This is a genomic window from Streptomyces sp. NPDC088354, assembly GCF_044753585.1.
Classification (GTDB): Bacteria; Actinomycetota; Actinomycetes; order Streptomycetales; family Streptomycetaceae; genus Actinacidiphila.
In genome coordinates this window covers 139371-155531 of record NZ_JBIVNJ010000004.1, presented here as the reverse complement: position 1 = coordinate 155531, position 16161 = coordinate 139371, and the positions used below count along the sequence as shown (strand labels likewise).

Sequence of the window (16161 nt, the reverse complement as noted above, 5' to 3'; positions counted from 1 at the left end):
GTCCGGAATCGGCAGGAGCGAAACGGGCTTACGGCGTAGCAGTACCTACGACTTCATGTCCGTACCGGAGCCCTTTTCCTAATGACGAGCAGCACCGAGGCCCAGGCCCCTCGTACCACCCCGCAGGTGGCGGTCAACGACATCGGTTCCGAGGAAGCCTTCCTCGCCGCGATCGACGAGACGATCAAGTACTTCAACGACGGCGACATCGTCGACGGCGTCATCGTGAAGGTCGACCGGGACGAGGTCCTGCTCGACATCGGTTACAAGACCGAGGGTGTCATCCCTTCGCGCGAGCTTTCGATCAAGCACGACGTCGACCCCAACGAGGTCGTCGCCGTGGGCGACGAGATCGAGGCCCTGGTCCTCCAGAAGGAGGACAAGGAGGGCCGGCTGATCCTGTCCAAGAAGCGCGCCCAGTACGAGCGCGCCTGGGGCACGATCGAGAAGATCAAGGAAGAGGACGGGATCGTCACCGGTACCGTCATCGAGGTCGTCAAGGGTGGTCTCATCCTCGACATCGGCCTCCGGGGCTTCCTCCCCGCGTCGCTCGTCGAGATGCGTCGTGTCCGCGACCTCCAGCCGTACGTCGGCAAGGAGCTCGAGGCCAAGATCATCGAGCTGGACAAGAACCGCAACAACGTGGTCCTGTCCCGCCGCGCGTGGCTGGAGCAGACCCAGAGCGAGGTCCGTCAGACCTTCCTCACCACCCTCCAGAAGGGGCAGGTGCGCTCCGGCGTCGTCTCCTCCATCGTCAACTTCGGTGCCTTCGTGGACCTGGGTGGCGTGGACGGCCTCGTGCACGTGTCCGAGCTGTCCTGGAAGCACATCGACCACCCCTCCGAGGTCGTCGAGGTCGGCCAGGAGGTCACGGTCGAGGTCCTGGACGTCGACATGGACCGCGAGCGTGTCTCCCTGTCGCTGAAGGCGACCCAGGAAGACCCGTGGCAGCAGTTCGCCCGTACGCACCAGATCGGCCAGGTCGTCCCCGGCAAGGTCACCAAGCTGGTGCCGTTCGGTGCGTTCGTCCGGGTGGACGAGGGCATCGAGGGCCTGGTCCACATCTCCGAGCTGGCCGAGCGCCACGTGGAGATCCCGGAGCAGGTCGTCCAGGTCAACGACGAGATCTTCGTCAAGGTCATCGACATCGACCTCGAGCGCCGTCGCATCAGCCTCTCGCTGAAGCAGGCCAACGAGTCCTTCGGTGCCGACCCGGCCTCGGTCGAGTTCGACCCGACCCTGTACGGCATGGCCGCGTCCTACGACGACCAGGGCAACTACATCTACCCCGAGGGCTTCGACCCCGAGGCCAACGACTGGCTCGAGGGGTACGAGAAGCAGCGCGAGGAGTGGGAGCGCCAGTACGCCGAGGCGCAGTCCCGCTTCGAGCAGCACCAGGCCCAGGTCATCAAGTCCCGCGAGGCCGACGCCGAGGCTGCGGCCGAGGCCGGCCAGGCCGCTCCGGCGGCCGGCCCCGCCGGTGGCTCGTACTCCTCGGAGTCCAGCGACACCTCGGGCGCGCTCGCGTCGGACGAGGCGCTCGCCGCGCTCCGCGAGAAGCTGGCCGGCGGCCAGAGCTGATCGCAGGGGCTCCGGCCCCGGGTACGACGGAACGGCCCGTTCCCCTCTGGGGGGCGGGCCGTTCCGCGTTCCGGGGCGTCGCCGTGGGAATGCGGGGGGTGCGCCCTTCGTTGCACCAGAAGTTGATCAGAGCGAAAGAAGGGTGCACGGTGCTGGATCCCCAGGGGCTGTACGCATACGAGCCGGGCGGGGCAGAGGCCGTCGACGAGGCGTTCGGCGAGACCGGGCCCGTGCTGCTGTACCACTTCGACGGGTACATCGACGCCGGGGAGACCGGCGCCCAGGTGGTCGAGGAACTGCTGGAGCGCCAGGAGCATCAGGTGGTGGCGCGTTTCGACGCCGACCGGCTGGTGGACTACCGGGCCCGGCGCCCGCTGATGACGTTCCAGCGCGATCACTGGACGGCCTACGACGCCCCGGAGATCGCCCTGCGCCTGGTGCGCGACAGCACCGGCGCCCCCTTCCTGGTGCTGTCGGGCCAGGAACCGGACGTGGAGTGGGAGCGGTTCGCCGCCGCGGTCGTGGAGATCGTGGAGCGGCTGGGGGTGCGGCTGGCGCTCAACTTCCACGGCATTCCGATGGGTGTGCCGCACACCCGCCCGGTCGGGTTGACGCCGCACGGCAACAGGCTGGACCTGATTCCCGGTCACCGCAGCTGGTTCGACGAGGCGCAGGTGCCCGGCAGCGCGGAGTCGCTGATCGAGCTGCGGCTCGCGGAGTCGGGGCGTGACGTGCTCGGCATCGCCGCGCACGTGCCGCACTACCTGGCCCGTTCCGGCTACCCGGATTCGGCGCTGGCCGTGGTGGAGGCACTGACGGCGGCGACGGGACTGGTGCTGCCGCAGGTGGCGCACGCGCTGCGCACCGAGGCGCACACCGTCCGGGTGGAGATCGACCGTCAGGTCGAGGAGGGCGACGCGGAGCTGGTGTCGGTCGTGCGCGGGCTGGAGAACCAGTACGACGCGCTGGCCGGGGGGCAGACCCGGGACAACCTGATCGCCGAGCCGGTGGACCTGCCGTCGGCGGACGATCTGGCGGCGGAGTTCGAGCGCTTCCTGGCCGACCGCGAGGACGACGGTTCCTGATCCGGGTCTCCCGGACGGCACGGCCCGGCCTCGCCAGGCCTGGCGCCGTCGGGCCCGTGACCCGGCTCGTCCGGGTCGGGGGGCACCGGTAGTCTCGCGCCATGGTCACTGTGGGGCTGACGGGCGGGATCGGGGCGGGCAAGAGCGAGGTGTCGCGACTGCTCTCCTCGTACGGGGCGGTGCTGATCGACGCCGATCGCATCGCGCGCGAGGTCGTGGAGCCGGGCACACCCGGCCTGGCGGCGGTCGTCGCCGAGTTCGGCGAGGAGGTGCTGACCGCCGACGGCAGCCTGGACCGGCCGAGGCTCGGCGGCATCGTCTTCTCCGACCCCGAGCGGCTGCGAGCGCTCAACGCGATCGTCCACCCGCTGGTCCGGGAGCGCTCCGCGGCACTGGAGGCGGGTGCCGGGCCCGACGCCGTCGTGGTGAACGACGTGCCGCTGCTCGCGGAGAACAAGCTGGCCGCGCTGTACGACGTGGTCGTGGTCGTGGATGCCGCCCCGGACACCCAGCTGGACCGGCTGGTGCGGCTGCGCGGCATGACCGAGGACGAGGCGCGGGCCCGTATGGCGGCCCAGGCGGACCGCGCGGAACGGCTGGCGATCGCCGATGTGGTGATCGACAACGACGGCCCGCTGGAGGCGCTGGAGCCTCAGGTCCGGCGGCTGTGGGAGCAGTTGCGTCAAAATATCGTCAAGAGCTGATCCGGCAGCCCCTCCGCCGGCGTCCGAGGAGCAGTGGCTTCACTGCACCTGTGGACAGAGGGGGATGGGGATGGAAGGCGTGTCGGCCGTGCTCGCGGTGGTTGCCGCGGTGCTGGTCCTGGTGGGTCTGAAGAGCAGCTTCCGGGTGATCAAGCAGTACGAGCGCGGTGTGGTCTACCGCCTGGGGCGGGTGCGGGCGGCGGCCAAGGAGCCGGGACCGCGGTTGCTCGTGCCGTTCGTGGACCGCATGACCAAGGTCAACATGCAGGTGGTCACCATGCCGGTGCCCTCGCAGGAGGGCATCACCCGGGACAACGTCTCGGTGCGGGTGGACGCGGTGCTGTACTTCCGCGTCGTCGACCCGGTCAAGGCCACGGTGCATGTGCAGAACTACCAGTTCGCCATGTTGCAGGTCGCGCAGACGTCGCTGCGATCCGTGATCGGCAAGAGCGAGCTGGACGACCTGCTGTCGGGCCGCGAGGCGATCCACGAGGGCCTGGAACTGCTGCTGGCCACCCCCGCCGTCGAGTGGGGCATCCACATCGACCGGGTGGAGATCAAGGACGTGGCGCTGCCGGAGTCGATGAAGCGGTCCATGGCCCGGCAGGCCGAGGCCGACCGGGAGCGGCGGGCGCGCATCATCACCGCCGACGGTGAGCTGCAGGCCTCGGAGAAGCTCGCCCAGGCGGCGCTGGCGATGGACCAGACACCGGCCGCGATGCAGTTGCGCCTGCTGCAGACCGTTGTCGAGGTGGCGGCGGAGAAGAACTCCACGCTGGTCATGCCGTTCCCCGTGGAGATGCTGCGGTTCTTCGAGCGGGCTTCGGGTTCCGACCGGCCGCAGGAGGCTGCCGTGCCGGCCGCGGGGGCCGTCGAGGCCGGCGGGGCCGCCCCGGCGGCACTGGAGGCGCCGCAGGGCGGGCGCGGGCCCGCGGCGCTGGAGGAGGGCCGGCCGGTCGCGGAGGAGGCGTGACGTCCGCCGCGGGGTCGGGCCGGATCCTGTGGGGGAATGCATATGCGGGTGGTGATGTTGGGTAGTTGTGACCCATTGAATGCCCGGGGAAGGAGGCGGCTGTGCCCGAGCAGAGCCCCGAGAACCACGTGATCGACTTCCGCGCGGCGGAGAAGCTCCTCGAGGCGCGGGATGCGCGCGGGGCGGTGAAGCTGCTGGACTCGGTCATCGCCGTGCACCCGGAGAACACCGCTGCCCGTCTGCTGAGGGCACGGGCGTTCTTCCTGGCCGCGCAGCTGCGCCCTGCCGAGCTCGAGTTCCAGGTCGTCCTGGAGCGCGAGCCGGACAACGCGTTCGCGCACTTCGCGCTCGGCCGCACTCTGGAGCGGGCGGGCCGTGACGGGGAGGCGCGACGGCATTTCCGGCTCGCCGCGGCGCTCGACCCCAAGCCGGACTATCTGCAGGCCGCCCGGTTCCCCGACTCCGCCTGAGCGGAGCGGGGACCGCCGCTCGGCTGCGGCCCGTACGGCGCACCGCGAGCACCGGACGCGAGGTCAGCCGGCGGGACCCGCCTCGATGAGGCCGATCAGCGTGGCCAGTGCCCCGGCGACGAGGTCGAGGCCGGCGTGCGGGGCGCCACCGGGTTCGTCCATGTAGACGTCCCGCCGGATCTCGACCATCAGCGCGGACACCCCGGGCGTCGCCCGGTAGTGCTTGAGCGGCACATAGGTGCCGGAGAACGGCGAGTCCAGCCCGATCCCACCGCATCCGGCGAAGGCCTCGCGCGCCGCGGCCGACAGCCACGGCGGGGTGTGGAAGGCGTCGGTGCCCAGGCACACCGGAGGCCGCGGGCCGTCGCCGTGCAGCTCGTAGGGCAGCGGCGCGCTCGGGTAGGAGTGCACGTCGATGACGACGGCCCGGCTCGCGGCATCCAGCCGGTCCTGCACCGCGGCGGTCATCGCCGCCGCGTAGGGGTGGAACCAGGCGTCCAGCAGCGCGTGTTCGTGTGCGGCGTCGTCCTCGCGCAGCGGCGTCAGGTGCGAGGTGCGGGTGTAGACGGCGCCCATGCCGACGGCGCGCATCTCCTCGCGCTCGTCGGGGAACCGTTCGGGGTCGACGACCAGCCGGGACAGCCCGTTGACGAAGCGCCAGGCGCCCGTGCCGACGGCGGCCCGCTCGGCGAGCAGCGCGGTGTGGGAGTCCGTCATACGGTCCAACTCGGCGTCCAGCCCGGCGTCGTCGAGCAGGATCCGTTCGCGGACCGGCGCCGGCACCGTCCGTGCGCTGTGCGGCACGTGCAGCAGCACCGGTGAGCCGGTCGCGCCCTCCTCCAGGCGGAAGGGCGGCGTTTCGCCCCTGTCGTGCGTGTCCATACTGTCGTCCCCCCTCCTGCCGGACCTGTCGTGCCCGTTGCCCGGCTGTCAGAACAGCGGCTCGGGCAGGACGCCTTCCTTCGCCAGCAGCGAGCGCTTGATGTCCAGCATCCGCAGGCCGCCGCCGAAGCCGCCGATCCCGCCGTCGCTCTCCAGAACGCGGTGGCAGGGGACGACGACCGGCAGCGGGTTGGAGCCCATGGCCACGCCGACCGCCCGCGCGGCGCCGGGCTCCCCGACGCGGTTCGCCAGGTCCTGGTAGCCGACGACGCTGCCGAACGGAACGCCTCCCGCCAGTTCGCGCAGCACCCTGCGGTTGAAGCCGGAGCTCAGCGACCAGTCCAGTTCGAGGGTGAACTCCCGCAACGTGCCACGGAAGTACGCCTCGACCTGCTCCACCGCCTCGCGCAGCCGGTCGCCCGCCGGGCCGTCGGGCAGGTGCTCGGGCGTGGCGCCGAGCCGGGCGGCGAGGCGCTCCAGGGCGGCGCCGGTGGTGGCCTCGTCGGCCCGGAAAGCGACGTGGACCAGGCCCTTCTCGGTGGCGGCCAGCAGCAGCGGACCGACCGCGGTGTCCGCCACCGTCCAGGCCACCGCGCGCGTCGAGGTCTCGGGATTCGTCACGTGCACCAGCGTAGGCGGAGGCACCGACAGCGGGCCGCGGCCGCGGTGTCCCGCGGCTGCCGCCGCCGGCGGCCCGCCCCGGCAACACCGCGCCGCGTGGCCACTCGCGAGGGTGGCGGTTCTCGACAGGTCTGTCACAAAAGGTAGTCGAGTGGCCACGGTGGGGGATGGGGCTCGCATGACGCGAAACGACTACTCCGCGGCCCTGCGCAAACTCGCCCGCGAGCAGGACCGGGTGGCCACCGTCGCCCAGCTCGCCGAAGCCGGCGTGCCGCAGCGCCTGGTGCGCGAGCGCTGCCGGCCCGGCGGCAGGTGGCAGCGGCCGCTGCCCCGGGTCGCGGTGCTGCACTCCGGTCCGCTCAGCGCCGCCCAGCGGTGCCGGGCGGCCCTGGCGTTCGCCGGGCACCCGCTGACCAGGGCCATGATCACCGGGGCGGCGGCGCTGCGGCTGCACGGTGTCGCCGCCGCCGCGCTCCCGCCGGGGCTGCCGGTGGTCGATGTCCTGGTGCCCAGCGACCGGCGGATCCGCACCCACACCTGGGTACGGGTCCACCACGCCAGGGCCCTGCCGGCGCCCGACCCGGTGGACGGCGTGCCGGTGGCCCCGGTGGTGCGGGCGGCCGCCGACGCCCTGCGGGAGTCCATCGACCCCGAGTGGGCCCGTGACGTGGTGCAGGAACTGGTCGTGGTGATGGGCGTGCCGGCCGGCATAGTCGCCGCCGAACTGGGTGAGTCGGTGCTCGGTCGCCGCCCGGGCGTGGCCGCCCTGCTGGAGTCCCTGGCGAACGAGGTCCGGCCGCCCGCCGCCGGCCCTCTGGCGCGCGCCCTGGTGGCCAGATCCGGCCTGCGGCAGCCGCTGTGGCGTCCCACCCTCCATCTCGACGGCGCCTTCGTCGGTTCCCCGGACGCCTATTGGGCGCGCGACGGACTCGTGCTGGACCTCGGCCCCGGCGGCGGACGCGCCCGGTGGGAGGCGTTGGGCCTGCGGGTGCTGCGCGTCGCCCCGGCCGCCCTGGCCCGTGCCCCGGGCGAGGTGGTCGCCGCCCTGCGGGCCGCACTGGAGGGCGGTCCCTACGGGCCGCTGGAACGGATCACGGCGCTCCCGGGAGCGATGTGAGGGGGTGTGGGTGACGTGCGGTTCCCGCGGGATGAAGTCGGCGCCCGCCCCCGATCCGTACACCCGGACCGGTTCGCCGAGGAGCGGCCCGACCGGCCGGTGCCGGCTCACGCGCTGCCCACGCCTCCCGAGTGCGCGAGCGCCCGCGCGAACGCCAAGGGACGCTGCCCGACACCACTGCAGCGGTCGGAGACCGTCTCCATGGCGCCGTCGTCCGCCGCGACCGCGCATCCGCGGTCGCGGTCGGCGGACCACATCGACAGTCCGCCCAGCCCCTTCCTCCGCGCGAACGCCGACAGTTGGGCTGCGTCCTGAAGCGTGAAGACCTCGCCTTCGATGTCGTTGACGCCGATCATCGGGGTCACCTCCAGCGCCCGCCAGGCGTCCGCGTCCGACAGGCCCAGCAGGGACTTCACGGTCGCCTGGGCGGCGGTGGCGGCCCGTACCGCGTACGAGCCCATGTCGCCGGTGTACGCGGGGCCGTAGTCCATCGCCATGAGGTTGACGGCGCCGACGTCCACGCCCTCCCGGGCGGCCGCTGCCACCACCACCGCGGCGCCGTCCGTGAGTCCCGACGGCATGGCGGGCAGCGTGAAGGAGACGGTGAGGGAGCGGCCGGCGGCCTTCGCCTGCCGCTGCAGCAGGGCCACCGCGCGCGCCCTGCGCGTGGTGGCGGACGCGTCGGCCAGGGCGGCGCCCTCGATGTCGAAGTCCACCCGGGTCAGGTCGTAACGGTCGATCACCGAGGCGTAGGCGGCGGCCAGTTCCCCAGTGCTGCCGCAGGCGCTCGCCAGTTCGGTGCCGTCCGCCCCGCCGAAGGACACCCGCAGGGTGCCGCCCGCGGCGCGCAGGGCGGCGACGCGGGCCGCCAGGGGGCCGTGGTCGATCCCGTCGCGGCCGTCCCAGGAGGGCACGCATCCGTCGCGCGCGGTGACGAAGCCGAGCGTGAAGCCGTCCACACCGCTGTGCCGGACGGCCGCGGCCATGTTGTAGACCGAGGTCTGCGACGCGTCCACGTACGGTAGGAAGGTCACGCCGCCGGGCGGCGCCGCGCCCCTGGTTCCCCCCGGCGCCGTGGCGCTGAGGAGGTGAGCGGCTCCAGCGGCCAGGGCGACCGCCAGGAGGCCGGCGATCAGGACTGGTGTGCGGCGCTCCATGCCGGAGAGGCTATCGGCGCCGGGCAATTCCGTCGGGCCTTTCCGGGATCATGCGCGAAATTCCCCAGGACTCTTATTTGTGATCGCCCGTGAATGAATCCGATGATTCACCGGCGAAAATTGAGAGCGATATTCCGGGGCGGGTCCGGGCCCCGACCCGCGCCGCTTCCGTCACGGCCCTCACCGCGGCACCCGGACCGGCGCCGGGCCCGCGGCGCCACCGGCGCGGGCCCGGTTGTCAGTGGGGGGTCGTACCGTTGACCCATGCGGCCCGTATCAGACATCGAACGCAGTGTGGCGCCCTTCGAGGTCGTCAGCCCCTTCCAGCCCAGCGGCGACCAGCCGACGGCCATCGACGACCTGGAGCGGCGCATCCGCGCCGGTCAGAACGACGTCGTCCTGCTCGGTGCCACCGGCACCGGAAAATCGGCCACCACCGCCTGGATGATCGAGCGGCTGCAGCGTCCGACCCTGGTCATGGCGCCCAACAAGACCCTGGCCGCCCAGCTCGCCAACGAATTCCGCGAACTGCTGCCGAACAATGCGGTCGAGTACTTCGTGTCGTACTACGACTACTACCAGCCCGAGGCGTACGTCCCGCAGACGGACACCTACATCGAGAAGGACTCCTCCATCAACGAGGAGGTCGAGCGGCTGCGCCACTCGGCCACCAATTCCCTGCTGACCCGCAGGGACGTGATCGTGGTCGCCTCGGTGTCCTGCATCTACGGCCTCGGCACGCCGCAGGAGTACATCGACCGCATGGTCCGTCTCCAGGTGGGCCAGGAGATCGACCGCGACGCGCTGCTGCGCAAGTTCGTCGACATCCAGTACGCGCGCAACGACGTGGCGTTCACCCGCGGCACCTTCCGCGTGCGCGGCGACACCATCGAGATCTTCCCGGTCTACGAGGAGCTCGCCGTCCGCATCGAGATGTTCGGCGACGAGATCGAGGCCCTGTACACACTGCACCCGCTCACCGGCGAGATCATCACCGAGGACGAGCAGATGTACGTCTTCCCCGCCACCCACTACGTCGCCGGGCCCGAGCGCATGGAGCGCGCCATCGCCGGCATCGAGAAGGAGCTCGGCGAGCAGCTGGCCGTCATGGAGAAGCAGGGCAAGCTGCTGGAGGCCCAGCGGCTGCGGATGCGGACCACGTACGACATCGAGATGATGCGGCAGATCGGCACCTGCTCCGGCATCGAGAACTACTCGCGGCACATCGACGGCCGCGAGACGGGCTCCGCCCCCGACACCCTGATCGACTACTTCCCCGAGGACTTCCTCCTCGTCATCGACGAGTCGCACGTCACCGTGCCGCAGATCGGCGCCATGTACGAGGGCGACGCCTCCCGCAAGCGGACCCTGGTCGACCACGGCTTCCGGCTGCCCTCCGCGCTCGACAACCGCCCGCTGAAGTGGGAGGAGTTCCTGGGACGTGTCGGCCAGACCGTCTACCTGTCGGCCACCCCGGGTCCGTACGAGCTGTCCCGCGGCGACGGTGTCGTCGAGCAGATCATCCGCCCGACCGGTCTGGTCGACCCCGAGGTGATCGTCAAGCCCACCAAGGGGCAGATCGACGACCTGGTGCACGAGATCCGGCTGCGCGCGGAGCGCGACGAGCGCGTCCTGGTCACCACCCTCACCAAGAAGATGTCCGAGGACCTCACCGACTACCTGCTGGAACTCGGCATCCAGGTGCGCTACCTGCACAGCGACATCGACACCCTGCGCCGCGTGGAGCTCCTGCGGGAGCTGCGCGCGGGCGAGTACGACGTCCTGGTCGGCATCAACCTGCTCCGCGAGGGCCTTGACCTGCCCGAGGTCTCCCTGGTGGCCATCCTGGACGCCGACAAGGAGGGCTTCCTGCGATCGGGCACCTCGCTGATCCAGACCATCGGCCGCGCGGCGCGCAACGTCTCCGGCCAGGTGCACATGTACGCCGACAAGATCACCCCGGCCATGGAGAAGGCCATCGACGAGACCAACCGGCGCCGGGCCAAGCAGATCGCGTACAACGAGGAGCGGGGCATCGACCCGCAGCCGCTGCGCAAGAAGATCGCCGGGATCATGGACTCCTTCGCCCGCGAGGACGCCGACACCGAGGAGCTGCTGGGCTCCGGCCGCCAGCGCTCGCGCGGCAAGGCCCCCGTTCCGGGGCTGTCCGGCAAGGCCGGCGGCAAGCGCGCCGACAAGAGCCTGCCGGCCGCCGAACTGGCCGAGCTCATCGGTGAGCTGACCGACCAGATGCACACGGCCGCCGCGGACCTCCAGTTCGAGGTGGCGGCCCGACTGCGCGACGAGGTGGGCGAGTTGAAGAAGGAGCTGCGGCAGATGCGGGAGGCGGGTGTGGCCTGACGCCGTTCCCCGTCGCGCACCGCGGTTGCCGAACCGCGGTGCGCCGGTCACGCGTCTACCCATAGGGTGCGGAGCAACCGCACGTCGGCAAACTGGGTGAGAGGGGACAGCGCGTGACGGTCAACATGACCAAGGGTCAGAAGATCAGCCTGCAGAAGACGGACGGGGGGACCCTCACGTCGGTGCGCATGGGGCTCGGCTGGCAGGCGGCCCCGCGTCGTGGCCTGTTCGGCTCCCGCACCCGGGAGATCGACCTCGACGCCTCCGCCGTGCTCTTCGCCGACAAGCAGCCCGTGGACGTGGTGTTCTTCCGGCACCTCGTCAGCGACGACGGCTCGGTCCGGCACACCGGCGACAACCTGGTCGGCGGCGCCGGCCAGGGCGGCGACGACGAGTCCATCCTGGTCGACCTGGCGCGGGTGCCCGTGCACGTGGACCAGATCATCTTCACGGTCAACTCCTTCACCGGACAGACCTTCCAAGAGGTGCAGAACGCCTTCTGCCGGCTGGTCGACGAGACCAACGGGCAGGAGCTGGCCCGCTACACCCTCACCGGGGGCGGCGCCTACACCGCGCAGATCATGGCGAAGGTGCAGCGCAACGGCGCGGCCTGGTCGATGACCGCCATCGGCACCCCGGCCAACGGCCGCACCTTCCAGGACCTCATCCCGGCGATCCTGCCGGCGCTCTAGACAGGCAGGCCGGGCACGAGGGGGCGCGGGCATGACCGCCGAACTGGTCCACGGACAGAACCATCCGCTCCCCGGCACCCGGGTCGAGATCCGGGTGTCGGCGGGCACGGCGGTGGTGCCCGGCGTCACCCTGGGCGACGGGCAGGGAAGGGTGAGCGGGCCCGACGCGGTCGCCCTGCCCGGCTCCGGCGGCCTGCCGGGGATCGAGATGCCGTCCGGCCCGGCCTCCGAGCACCGGCTCGCGGTCGACCTGGACGCGGTCCCGGCCGCCGTGGAGCGGGTGCACGTCCTGCTCGCGCTGCCCGCGGTCACGGGCGCACCCACCCGGTTCGGGGTCTGCGCCGCGCCGCATCTCGCGCTCGTCGCCCCCGGCGGTGCCGAGATCGCGAGCTTCACCGTCACCGGGCTCCGCAGCGAGTCCGCCATCGTCGCTCTGGAGCTGTACCGCCGCCAGGGCGCCTGGAAGGTGCGCGCGCTCGGCCAGGGCTACGCGGGCGGGCTCCCCGAGCTCCTGCGCGACCAGGGGCTCTCCGCGACCGACGCCGGCCGGCTGGCCGCCGCCCTGACCGCGCCGGCGCCCGGGACCGGGAGTGACGCACCGTCCGCACCGCCTGTTCCGTCGCAGGCCAGGGACCGCGTTCCGCCCCGGGAGCGGCCCCGGCCGGAGGCTGCCGCCGGCCGGCGCGCCGCGACGAGCCCTACGACGCCTCCGGCTCCTCCCACCGGCACGGCGCCGGCGGCGCCCCCGGCGCCCGTCGCGGGCGACGCCGCCGGCCGGACGTTGGAGGAGCGCCTGTACAACCAGGTCTGGGGCATGTTCGAGGACCTGTCCCGCGCCATCGCCGCCTACCGCAGCGCCGTCGACTTCGCCGAGTCCCGGCTCGACCGGGAGCTCGACGCCGTCCTCGCCGATCCGCGGACCCGGGTCGGCCCCGCCGCCGAGGCCGCCCGCGACCAGGCCAGGGCCCGCCAGGCCGAGCTCGTCGACCGGGCGCGTGCCGTCCTGGACCGGGACCTGGCCCAGCTGGCCGCGGAGCGCGACGTGGTGGAACCCGCCCTGCCGCCGCCCTTCGCGGGCTGGGAGAGCCCGGTGTGGCACGGCTGGACGGCACCCACCGAGCCCCCCATGGCGGTCCGGCTCGGCGACCTCCATCTGCCCGAGCGTCCCGAGCTGCGCATCCCCATGCTGGTGCGGCTCCCTTTGGAGCGGGGGCTGTGGGTCGACAGCGCGCAGGATCGGCGCGGGGCGGTGGACGTGGCCGTCGCCCTCGCCGCGCGGCTGCTCGCGTCCCATCCGGCGGGGGAGTTCGCCGTCCGCGTGGTGGACCCGGCCGGATCGGCCACCGGGGCGCTGGCCCCCTTCACCGACTCCGGCGCGCTGCGTGAACCGCCCGCCACGGGAGCCGCCGGGGTGGCCGCGCTGGTCGCCCGGCTGACGCAGCGCGTCGACCTGGTGCAGATGGCACTGGACGCGGGCGGCCCGGTGCAGCTGCCGCCCGGGTTCGACCCGGCCCGGCAGCTCCTGGTCGTCAACGACTTCCCGTACGGCTTCGACGACCGGACCATCACGCAGCTGCGCTACCTGGCCGACGAGGGCCCCCAGGTCGGCGTCCACCTGCTGCTCGTCGCCGACCGCGAGGACGCCCGGGAGTACGGCCGCGTCCTGGATCCCCTGTGGCGCTCGCTGCTGCGGCTGACCCCGTCGCCCGACGACCACCTGGCCGACCCGTGGGTCGGCCACGCCTGGACGTACGAACCCCCGCTGGCCCCGCCCGGCAGCCAGGTGGTGCCGCGGGTCCTGCGTCAGGTCGCGGCGGCGCGCCGTACCTACGACCGGGGCCGCCGCTGAGCGGCCGGCCGGCCACTGGTCGATCACCGTCCGACGGCGGTCACGGCCGGTCGGCGACGCCCTGCCCCGATCCCACCTGATTGACCATCACTTTACCGTCTTTACCTTTCCTTGGTATTTCGTGTACTGTTCTTTACGCGGAGGGGAGTACTCCTACGCGGTGCACCCGTCAGCACGGGAAAGAACAGCCCCGGGGCACCGGCCCGAGCGCGAGGCGCCAGGGTGGAGGAGACCTCCGGCAGCGGTCACGCTGACTCTTGCCAGCCCATCTGCCGGAGGCATCGCATGGATGTGTCCTTGAACCTCTGGGTGCTGACCATCGCCGGTCTCAGCGCCCTCATCGCCATCGACTTCTTCATCGGGCGCAAGCCCCATGACGTGTCGATCAAGGAGGCGGGGATCTGGACCGTCGTCTGGATCACCCTGGCCGCTCTCTTCGGCCTCGGCCTCCTGCTGTTCGCCGGGGGGCAGCACGCGGGCGAGTTCTTCGCCGGCTTCATCACCGAGAAGTCGCTCAGCGTCGACAACCTCTTCGTCTTCGTCCTGATCATGGCGAAGTTCTCGGTGCCCACCCAGTACCAGCAGCGCGTCCTGCTGATCGGCGTGCTGATCGCGCTGGTGCTGCGAGCCGGCTTCATCGCCGCCGGTGCGGCGATCATCGCCAACTTCGCCTGGATCTTCTACCTCTTCGGCGCCTTCCTCATCTGGACCGCCTGGAAGCTGATCCAGGAGGCCCGCGCAGGTGAGCAGGACGAGGAGTTCGAGGAGAACCGGCTGCTCAAGGCCGCCGAGCGACGCTTCGGCGTCGCCGACCGCTACCACGGCACCAAGCTGTTCATCCAGAAGAACGGCAAGCGGATCATGACCCCGATGCTCGTGGTCATGCTGGCGATCGGCACCACCGACGTGCTGTTCGCACTGGACTCCATCCCCGCGATCTTCGGCCTCACCCAGGACCCGTACATCGTCTTCACCGCGAACGCCTTCGCGCTGATGGGCCTGCGGCAGCTGTACTTCCTCATCGGCGGCCTGCTGCGGAAGCTGGTGCACCTGTCCTACGGGCTGTCGGTGATCCTCGGCTTCATCGGCGTCAAGCTGGTGCTGCACGCGCTGCACGAGTCGGGTGTCCATGTGCCCGAGATCAGCATCCCGTTCTCCCTCGGCTTCATCGTCCTGGTCCTCGCGGTCACCACGGTGACGAGCCTGAGGACGTCCAGGAAGCAGTCGGCGCCGGAGGAGCGCAGCCGCAGCGAGGAGGAGCGGCACATCGACGCCTGACCCGTCCCCGGGGCTCCGGCACCGGGAGGTCTCAGTTCGCGCGGGGTCCGTGGCCGACGGCCACGGACCCCGCCGCCGTCCCTGTGCCCGCGGCCTCCCGCGTCCTGGTGTCCTCGCGGCGCGGGTCCGGCAGCGCCGCGAAGCAGGCCGTGCTGAGCAGCGCGACCACCGCGACGTAGACGGCCACCCCCCAGGGCGCGCCGCCGTCCTCCCCCGACAGCCGGGTCGCCGCGACCGGGGTGAGGGCGCCGCCCAGGATGCCGCCGAGGTTGTAGCCGAGCGAGGCGCCGGTGCAGCGCACCCGCTGCGGGTAGAGCTCGGGCAGGTACGCCCCCAGCACCGCGAAGACCGCGATGAAGGCCAGCAGCTGTGCGGCGGACCCCAGGACGAGCGCCGACGGCGAGCCGGTGCCCAGCAGCCAGGCGTACGGGAAGATCACCGCCCCCATCGCCGCCGTCCCGGCGAGCGCCAGGGGCCGTCGCCCGCAGCGGTCCCCGAGCAGCCCCACCCAGGGCGTCGCCGCGCCCTTGACCACGACGGCCGCCAGCACGCAGCCGAGCACCACGGTGCGGTCCATGCCGAGCCGCTCGGTGGCGTACGAGAGCGACCACGTGGTCACGGTGTAGAAGACGGCGTAGCCGCAGGCCATCGCGCCCGCCGTGAGCAGCAGCAGCCGCCAGTGGCCGCGCAGCAGCTCCACCAGCGGCACCCGGGACAGCTCGCCGCGCTCCGCGGCCCGCGCGAACTGCGGGGTCTCCGGCAGCGCCGCCCGCAGGGCCAGCCCGGCCAGCGCCAGCGCCCCCGCGGCCCAGAACGGCACGCGCCACCCCCAGGAGCGGAACGCGGCGTCGCTCAGCCCCGCCGACAGCGCCAGCACGATCCCGTTCGCCACGACGAAGCCCACCGCCGGGCCGGTCTGCGGCAGGCTCGCCCACAGTCCCCGCCGCCGCGCCGGAGCGTGCTCCGCGGCCAGCAGCACCGCCCCGCCCCACTCGCCGCCGAGCCCGAGCCCCTGCAGGAAGCGCAGCGCCACCAGGATCACGGGCGCGGCCACCCCGATCGCGTCATAGGTGGGCACCAGGCCCACGGCGGTCGTCGCGGCCCCGGTCAGCAGCAGGGAGCCCATCAGCACCGGGCGCCGCCCGAGGCGGTCGCCGATGTGCCCGAACAGCACCGAGCCGAGCGGCCGTGCCACGAAGCCCACCGCGAAGGTGCCGAACGCCGCGAGCGTCCCGGCGACGGGGGAGAAGGCGGGGAAGAACAGCGGGCCCAGGACGAGGGCTGCCGCGGTGCCGTAGGCGAAGAAGTCGTAGAACTCGATCGCGGTCCCGGCCGCCGAGGCGGCGGCGATCCGGGTCATGGAGACATCAGTGCGCACGCCGGTCCAACGA

General features: G+C 72.2%; 14 protein-coding genes. 10 read left to right on the top strand and 4 right to left on the bottom strand.

The annotated features are described in order from the left end of the window. Positions 1-81: 81 nt before the first annotated feature. The 5 genes from rpsA to ACIP98_RS09015 all read left to right on the top strand — a co-directional run bounded on the left by rpsA (position 82) and on the right by ACIP98_RS09015 (position 4813). Positions 82-1581 carry a 30S ribosomal protein S1 gene (gene rpsA / locus ACIP98_RS09035; protein WP_319661156.1) on the top strand — a complete coding sequence of 500 codons (1500 nt, stop codon included), beginning with the start codon at positions 82-84 and terminating at the stop codon, positions 1579-1581. Positions 1582-1730: 149 nt separating this feature from the next. Next, positions 1731-2666 (top strand): PAC2 family protein, encoded by a 936-nt coding sequence (locus ACIP98_RS09030; protein WP_319661157.1) that lies wholly within the window; start codon positions 1731-1733, stop codon positions 2664-2666. A gap of 101 nt (positions 2667-2767) precedes the next feature. Further along, entirely contained in the window at positions 2768-3370 is a 603-nt protein-coding gene (coaE, locus tag ACIP98_RS09025; RefSeq protein ID WP_319661158.1) for a dephospho-CoA kinase, read from the top strand. A 70-nt stretch (positions 3371-3440) separates the two neighbouring features. Further along, entirely contained in the window at positions 3441-4343 is a 903-nt protein-coding gene (locus ACIP98_RS09020) for a slipin family protein (protein ID WP_401974580.1), read from the top strand. Between the two features lie 101 nt (positions 4344-4444). Further along, on the top strand, positions 4445-4813 hold the full coding sequence (locus ACIP98_RS09015) for a tetratricopeptide repeat protein (RefSeq protein WP_319661161.1): 369 nt from the start codon (positions 4445-4447) through the stop codon (positions 4811-4813). Between the two features lie 63 nt (positions 4814-4876). Here ACIP98_RS09015 and ACIP98_RS09010 read toward each other — a convergent pair whose 3' ends face one another. Together ACIP98_RS09010 and ACIP98_RS09005 are read right to left on the bottom strand one after the other, a co-directional pair. Then, on the bottom strand, positions 4877-5695 hold the full coding sequence (locus ACIP98_RS09010; protein ID WP_319661162.1) for an N-formylglutamate amidohydrolase: 819 nt from the start codon (positions 5693-5695) through the stop codon (positions 4877-4879). A 48-nt stretch (positions 5696-5743) separates the two neighbouring features. Beyond that, positions 5744-6316 (bottom strand): methylated-DNA--[protein]-cysteine S-methyltransferase, encoded by a 573-nt coding sequence (locus tag ACIP98_RS09005; RefSeq protein WP_319661163.1) that lies wholly within the window; start codon positions 6314-6316, stop codon positions 5744-5746. A 178-nt stretch (positions 6317-6494) separates the two neighbouring features. Here ACIP98_RS09005 and ACIP98_RS09000 point away from each other — a divergent pair, with 178 nt between their 5' ends. Next, positions 6495-7433 carry a hypothetical protein gene (locus ACIP98_RS09000; RefSeq protein ID WP_319661164.1) on the top strand — a complete coding sequence of 313 codons (939 nt, stop codon included), beginning with the start codon at positions 6495-6497 and terminating at the stop codon, positions 7431-7433. Positions 7434-7540: 107 nt separating this feature from the next. On the opposite strand, the gene ACIP98_RS08995 is transcribed toward ACIP98_RS09000, so the two are convergent. Further along, on the bottom strand, positions 7541-8590 hold the full coding sequence (locus ACIP98_RS08995; RefSeq protein ID WP_319661165.1) for a chitinase: 1050 nt from the start codon (positions 8588-8590) through the stop codon (positions 7541-7543). Between the two features lie 264 nt (positions 8591-8854). On the opposite strand from ACIP98_RS08995, the gene uvrB reads away from it, so the two are divergent. The 4 genes from uvrB to ACIP98_RS08975 all read left to right on the top strand — a co-directional run bounded on the left by uvrB (position 8855) and on the right by ACIP98_RS08975 (position 14770). Beyond that, a complete protein-coding gene (uvrB, locus tag ACIP98_RS08990) occupies positions 8855-10951 on the top strand; it encodes an excinuclease ABC subunit UvrB (protein ID WP_319661167.1) in 2097 nt (698 codons plus the stop codon). Between the two features lie 113 nt (positions 10952-11064). Then, positions 11065-11643, top strand: a complete 579-nt coding sequence (locus tag ACIP98_RS08985) for a TerD family protein (protein WP_319661168.1) — start codon at positions 11065-11067, stop codon at positions 11641-11643. 31 nt (positions 11644-11674) lie between these two features. Next, the gene (locus tag ACIP98_RS08980) at positions 11675-13492 is read left to right on the top strand and encodes a TerD family protein (protein ID WP_401974575.1); all 1818 of its coding nucleotides are present in this window, start codon (positions 11675-11677) and stop codon (positions 13490-13492) included. A 285-nt stretch (positions 13493-13777) separates the two neighbouring features. Continuing rightward, positions 13778-14770: a TerC/Alx family metal homeostasis membrane protein gene (locus ACIP98_RS08975; RefSeq protein WP_401974573.1), complete on the top strand. Its 993-nt coding sequence runs from the start codon at positions 13778-13780 to the stop codon at positions 14768-14770. A gap of 31 nt (positions 14771-14801) precedes the next feature. Here ACIP98_RS08975 and ACIP98_RS08970 read toward each other — a convergent pair whose 3' ends face one another. Then, positions 14802-16130 carry an MFS transporter gene (locus tag ACIP98_RS08970; protein WP_319661171.1) on the bottom strand — a complete coding sequence of 443 codons (1329 nt, stop codon included), beginning with the start codon at positions 16128-16130 and terminating at the stop codon, positions 14802-14804. Positions 16131-16161 lie beyond the last annotated feature (31 nt).